Genomic DNA, 6,623 nt, shown 5'->3' with positions numbered 1-6,623 from the left:
CTCGACTTGCATGTGTTAGGCACGCCGCCAGCGTTCATCCTGAGCCAGGATCAAACTCTCAAATCAAATTCTTCCTTCTCTTTGCTTGCTGGCTTTCCTCTTACACTGTGTAGTTTTCAAAGACCAATTCTGTCGTCAGCGTTGACCGCCGACTCTTAATACTATACCACTTTTTTAACATTATGTCAATCACTTTTTTGTTGGTATTTTTTACCCCTTCTTTTCTGAGACGACAATATATATATTACCATGCTCTCTATACCAAATCAACTGGTAATTTTTCCTTATCCTTTCCGCATACCCCTTGAAAAATTCGTATGCTATTTGCCGCACAAGATTTTATTGTTTCTTAACTCTCTCAACGATATATTCTGCTGCAATTTTCAGCGCATTCATCACTGGAATATCGATCATGTCCTCTCGAAAAGCTAAAGGAATCTCCGTACATCCCATCATAATGATTTCTGCTCCCTTTTCTTTCAGATGCTTTGCTGCCTCCGCTAGTTTTTCACTGGGTATCCCGGTGGTAAAACCTGCTTTTATTCCTTTTTCTCCATAGACAGCCTCCATCACATAATTTTCCTGATAAAAATCATCCGGATATATAAGATGATATGTTTCTAATTCTCTATCAAAAATTTGACTGTTTTTTGTTCCCGTAGTACATAGGATTCCAACTTTCACAACATCTTGATGATTTATTTTTAGATATTGCTGTAGGATTTTCAGCAGGTTTAATATGGGTGTATGGATATATTGCTGTACTTCCTGAACAAAAAAATGGGCCGTAATGCAAGGAATAAAAATTTCATTTACTCCTATTTTTTCTAACGCTAATGCAGTTTGAATCATTTCATTGGCAGGGGTTATCCCCTTGCCCACGATGGCCTGCGTTCTATCGGGGATCTGAGGATTGTTGTATATAATGGTTTTTATATGATCGGCATCCTTTTGCGCAGGCGTAGCCTTAATTAGCTGTTGAAAAAAGTACGATGTGGCCTCAGGCCCCATACCGCCCAGTACTCCCAAAATATAGTCCTTCATTGTCATCCCCCTATTTGAAAAAATTATCTTTTTCCAATTCATCTTCCATGTGAAAACAATATATACTTCTAGAACAAGGACAGAATATCCTTTAAATTTTTATTGCAAATTTTGACATGAATTGTGTATCGCTCTGTCTATCCATTCTTCCAAAGGATTCTATTCCTTCTGGCGAAGTTCTTTATCATAATCTCCATCTCTCCCTGCATAATATGTATTATCCTCATATGAAATCAGGAAGTGATCAAAATGGATTACAATCTGCGTATTGTGCAAACTTACAGCATCACTATCCATACAGCTGCTAGAACACTCACCCTATATCGCAACGGACAAAGAATTAAATCTTATCCTATTGCTGTTGGCAAACCATCTACACCTACACCTAAGGGCACTTTCAAAATCGTAAACAAAGCAGTAAATCCTGGTGGCCCTTTTGGTGCAAGATGGTTAGGCCTAAGCAAGCCTCATATTGGAATTCATGGAACAAACAACCCTTTATCCATAGGAAAAGCCGTGTCTAATGGGTGTATACGAATGTACAATAAAGATGTGATCGAACTTTATCATCTAGTCCCCATCGGAACTACTGTGAAAATCATATCAATATAATGATATATCAATATAATGATTTGGAAGTTTTTCGGGATAACGCAGATGAACTTTGCATTTATCTGCTTTCTTCGCTGAAGAAAAGGACTAATAGCAAAAGAAATTTATTCATTGCCAATATACACTTATCCCCAGGCTTCTATGAATTCTTAATGACAAGGATAAAAAAACACTTGCAAGGATAAAACCTTACAAGTGTTGATTTTCATGGTATTTCCAAAGAAATTTGAATCCCTGGCCTATTCTTTTTATCGGAAGCCTTTCTGCTTACAGTTGCTCCATGCCTTTTTGGAAAGCTTTTAAGTTAATGTCTACAAATTTATCTTTCACATTGTTTTTGATAACTTCTTCCCAGTTTACTTCATTCAACCCCATAGCCTTGGCTAAGGCACCAACCATTACAACGTTCATTGTTTTAATATTACCCAATTCTTTTGCAATTTCTGCTGCCTTAAACACTGTCGTATCTGCCTTCTTCTTCAGTATCTCCAATACATTGCTTGGGTACTTGGCAGCTCCTACGAGAATGGGTGCTGAAGGAATTTCATAATCATTGACAACAACCTTTCCTCCAACCTTCAAATGATCCAACCAGCGAAGGGCTTCCATTTTTTCGAAGGATACGATAATATCCGATTGCCCTTTACCGATGATTGGGGAATATACCTTCTTGCCAAATCGGACTTGTGTTGTAACGCTACCGCCCCGTTGCGCCATGCCATGTACCTCTGACATTTTTACATCATAGCCTGCACTGATTAACCCTTCGGAAAGCAGTTTGCTTGCCAAGATAATTCCCTGTCCCCCAACACCAACCAGTAATATATTTTTAACGTCTGACATATTATTCACCCACCTTTTCAATTGCATCAAATGGACATGCCTGCAAACATACCTCACAGCCTACGCACATATCTTCATTAATGATTGCCTTTGTATCAAACGCAATCGCAGGGCATCCTGTTTTTGTACAGATTCTACAAGATTTGCATTTTTCTTCGTCTACCTTGCAGATCACTTTTCTTACTCCGAATTTTTCAATATCTTCCGGAGATGGCTTCTTTAATACGCAAGGCCATTCTGTAATGATCACCGTAGGTTCTGTAGCTTTTAACGCATCGTCGATTGCTTTATTGCATGCATCTAAATCTAGGGGATTAATCACAAAAATGTTTTCTTTCTTCACACCGACGGCTTCGCACAATAAAGGAATATTAATCGCATGGGTCTTATCTCCCTGCAATGTATATCCTGTTCCAGGATTTTCCTGATGTCCTGTCATACCGGTAATTCTGTTATCCAGAATAACCGTTACGGCATTTCCTCGATTGTAAACGATATCCATTAAACTGGTTACCCCCGAATGGAAGAATGTAGAATCTCCAATGACTCCCACAACCTTTTTGTCAACACCATGAAACTCGAAGGCTTTCTGCGCACCATGTCCCGCACTGATGCTGGCACCCATACAGATACACGTATCCATGGCATTCAACGGTTCTGCTGATCCTAAAGTATAACATCCGATATCCCCGGTAATCATCACATTTTTCTTTTTTGATAACATATAGAAGAAACCTCTGTGGGGACATCCTGCACACATTGTTGGAGGACGGCCCACTACCTCTGCTTCACCATATTGGATCGTAGGTCTTTCTTCTCCAAGAATAGCCTTCGCAATGATATCCGGGTTTAATTCCCCAACCCTTGGAATTAAGTCCTTGCCAATACATGCAATGCCGGCAGCTTTTACTTGCTCTTCAATATATGGCTCTAATTCTTCAATAATATATAAAGTTTCCACCTGATCCGCAAATTCTTTAATTTTCTTCATTGGCAGCGGATACGTAAAACCTAGTTTTAGATAAGATGCCTTATCTCCGAATACTTCTTTGGCATACTGGTAAGCAACACTGGAAGTAATAATGCCTACCTTTTTGTCATTCCATTCAATTCTGTTTAATTCCGTTTCGTTGCTGAAATCTTCTAGTTTTTTCAGCCTTTCCTCTACCTTCACATGAAGCACTCTACCGTTGGCTGGTGTTGCCACATATTTGGGTATATTCTTGCTATAGCGCTTGATGCCTACCTCTTCTCTTTCTCCAAACGCTACAAGGCCCTTGCTGTGGCAGATCCTTGTGGTTACTCTGAAAAGTACAGGTGTATCATATTTTTCACTAATCTCTAGGGCAATTTTCACAAAGTCCTTTGCCTCTTGGCTGTCACTTGGCTCTACCATGGCGATCTTTGAAAATTTGGCATAGTAGCGGTTATCCTGTTCATTTTGTGAGCTGTGCATCCCCGGGTCATCGGCTGATACCAGAATCAAGCCCCCGTTTACTCCTGTGTATGCATAGGTAAACAGCGGGTCCGCCGCCACGTTTACTCCTACGTGCTTCATAGCCGCAAGAGACCTTGCCCCTGCAATGGATGCTCCGATAGCTACTTCAAGAGCCACCTTTTCATTGGGTGACCATTCAGCATATATATGTTCTTTGTAGGGCGCAATATTCTCTAAAATCTCTGTGCTTGGCGTTCCCGGATAAGCGGCTGCAAATGTAACGCCGGCTTCATAGGCTCCACGGGCAATCGCCTCGTTTCCTGTTAAAAACGCTTTCATCCTTTCACTCTCCTCTTCTTTCATAAAAAATAAACATTATTGATTGGCAGCAATAACACTGCCCAATGCTATAGAATTTAACTTTGCCTCATGGGTATCAGCCCTTGAAACCAATACAACGGGCGCTTTTGCTCCCATAATGATTCCTGCTGAATCCCCATTAGCAAAATAAGTTAACGCCTTTCCAATGCCATTTCCTACTTCAATCACCGGTACAAGAAGAATGTCTGCGTCCCCGGCCACATCACTCTTAAATTTCTTAATTTCTGCAGCCTCTTTCGATATGGCCAAATCGAAGGCTAGTGGACCGTCTACGATGACTCCTTCGCCAAATATGCCGTTTTCACACATTTTCTTTAGTTCGTCAGCATCTACTGTGGCCTGCATTTTCGGATCCACTTTCTCCTTGGCAGCCAGACAGGCTACTTTTACGGTTTCAATTCCTAATGCCTTTGCCACTTGTACCGCATTTTTTATAATTTTTACTTTCTCTTCTAAGCTGGGGGCAATATTCATGCCTCCATCCGTTAAGAAGATCAATTTGTGGTAATTTTCTACTTGGTACAGCATCACATGACTTAGCTGGCTGTCTGTTCTCAATCCGATTTCCTTATCTAAAACTGCCTTCAGTAGAATGGAAGTATCTAAGATGCCCTTCATCACAAAATCTGCTTTTCCCGAGCTTACCAATTCAACGGCAGCCCTTGCCGCTTCATCCAATCCCTTTTTGTCAATCATCTGATATCCGCTGATGTCCAGTTGATGAGCCACTGCGATTTCATTGATTTTTTCCACATCTCCCACAAGGATAGGTTCTACAATGCCTAATTCAGAGGCATTGCAAACTGCTACCAGTACCTCTTCATCTTGACCGGCAGCAACGGCCAGTCTCATGGTTTTTTGTTCTTTTGCGGCTTGAATCAACTCTTGAAAGTTTTTAATCATACCATCACTCCCATGTAAAATTTTTATTGAACCTTACAATTTTTTAATAATACTGGAGCAAAAAAAACCCTCTTCAGGCCAGCTATAAACTTCAGTACATAAAATGAAAAGATTTTGGCAAAATTTTGTCTTATCTAAAATAAATTATACTACACCTCATTACTGAATGCTAGTACCTAAGGGGCAATTTCTTTTTTCTTTTTATTGATTCTCCATGGCCTTCAATTTATGCAAACACATTTGCGTAATCTCATCCTGTGAATTTAGTTGCATAGATTTTTCCAAGACTTCCCTAGCTAAGGACAATTTCCCCTGCTCCATATATACCATGCCCAGGTTGCACAATATTTCACTGTCGCCTTCTTCTTTCCATTGCAGGGCTTTTTTCAGATGTTTTTCTGCCTTGTCGTAATCCCCCACAGAGGCATAGCAAATCCCCAACTCATTGAGCGCATCCACCTGGGTAGGCTTTATTCTTAAAATTTTTGAAAAATAATCGATGGCCCGCCCATAATCGCCCAACTGTCTGTAGCCCAGTCCGATAAAAAACAATACATTCCACCAATCTCCATGTTTTTCTTCCAAAGGCAAAAGCTTTTCCAATCCTTGTTTCGGTTGATTCCCCAAAATCAAGGTATATCCTTCCTCATACTGTATATGGCTTTTCAGGCTGCTCAATTGGACTAATATTTCCCTTTCTTTCTCTTCATCAATCCCTAATCGCAAGGATGTTTCCCAAGTGATTTGAGCTTTTTTGAAAAGTTTTTGATTGGCATAATAAAATCCCAGATGATAATATCCCAAAGCAAAATCAGGGTGCTTTTCTATCAAAAGCTCTAATGCCTCTAATGCTTCACCAGAAAAATCCTGAATGATTGCCTCCTCTTGGGATTGATAGGCAATATCTTGGCAGCATCTGGCATAATTGAATAACCCGTTGATATTTTCCTCATTCAATGCAATGAGGGCCTTAAAATAAATCAAGCTGTTGTAAAATTCTTTTTTTTCGGCAGCCTTGAGTCCCTCATAGATAATATAGTCTTCGATTTGACCGTCAAACTGATATAAGAACTTTTTGTATTCAGGTATATACCGGAAATGACTGTCTAATCCAATTAAATAGATCATGCCCCTAGCCATGCTAGCCAGGGAAATTTCCTGCTGTTGTTCTTCTTTCTTTATGGTTTCAGCCAATTCCTGAACCATTACAGGAACTGGAATATCCTTCAACATTTCAAATCTTTTATCTTCCAGTTGAGCATTCTTTTTTAATTCAATAAAAACAATCCGATCCAACCGGTTTCTCAGATATTTGTCAATTCGTTGAAACATAGCAAACGCCTCCTCTATTCATCTATTGATTATATCCTATTTTTATGCATGAAGAAAATCCCCTCGAGGG

6 protein-coding genes and 1 rRNA gene are annotated in these 6,623 nt (G+C 39.9%); 1 reads left to right on the top strand and 6 read right to left on the bottom strand.

What is annotated here, in order from left to right; genetic code table 11:
- Both AN619_RS11935 and cuyB read right to left on the bottom strand, forming a co-directional pair.
- A 16S ribosomal RNA gene (locus tag AN619_RS11935) occupies window positions 1-66 on the bottom strand; the annotation flags it as partial.
- A gap of 273 nt (window positions 67-339) precedes the next feature.
- Window positions 340-1,044 carry a cysteate racemase gene (gene cuyB, locus AN619_RS11930; RefSeq protein WP_068557263.1) on the bottom strand — a complete coding sequence of 235 codons (705 nt, stop codon included), beginning with the start codon at window positions 1,042-1,044 and terminating at the stop codon, window positions 340-342.
- A gap of 249 nt (window positions 1,045-1,293) precedes the next feature.
- On the opposite strand from cuyB, the gene AN619_RS11925 reads away from it, so the two are divergent.
- Window positions 1,294-1,656, top strand: coding sequence for a L,D-transpeptidase (locus AN619_RS11925; RefSeq protein ID WP_068557261.1), 363 nt, complete (start codon window positions 1,294-1,296; stop codon window positions 1,654-1,656).
- Between the two features lie 267 nt (window positions 1,657-1,923).
- Here AN619_RS11925 and AN619_RS11920 read toward each other — a convergent pair whose 3' ends face one another.
- From AN619_RS11920 to AN619_RS11905, 4 genes are all read right to left on the bottom strand, one after another.
- The gene (locus tag AN619_RS11920) at window positions 1,924-2,499 is read right to left on the bottom strand and encodes an indolepyruvate oxidoreductase subunit beta (RefSeq protein ID WP_068557259.1); all 576 of its coding nucleotides are present in this window, start codon (window positions 2,497-2,499) and stop codon (window positions 1,924-1,926) included.
- Window position 2,500: 1 nt separating this feature from the next.
- A complete protein-coding gene (gene iorA / locus AN619_RS11915; protein WP_068557257.1) occupies window positions 2,501-4,276 on the bottom strand; it encodes an indolepyruvate ferredoxin oxidoreductase subunit alpha in 1,776 nt (591 codons plus the stop codon).
- 36 nt (window positions 4,277-4,312) lie between these two features.
- On the bottom strand, window positions 4,313-5,221 hold the full coding sequence (locus AN619_RS11910; protein ID WP_068557255.1) for a bifunctional enoyl-CoA hydratase/phosphate acetyltransferase: 909 nt from the start codon (window positions 5,219-5,221) through the stop codon (window positions 4,313-4,315).
- A gap of 201 nt (window positions 5,222-5,422) precedes the next feature.
- Complete coding sequence (locus AN619_RS11905) at window positions 5,423-6,553, bottom strand: tetratricopeptide repeat protein (protein WP_068557253.1); 1,131 nt, start codon at window positions 6,551-6,553, stop codon at window positions 5,423-5,425.
- Between the last annotated feature and the right edge of the window lie 70 nt (window positions 6,554-6,623).

It is taken from the genome of Thermotalea metallivorans, assembly GCF_001562415.1.
GTDB lineage: Bacteria > Bacillota > Clostridia > Peptostreptococcales > Thermotaleaceae > Thermotalea > Thermotalea metallivorans.
This window is presented reverse-complemented; position numbering and strand designations above follow the sequence as displayed.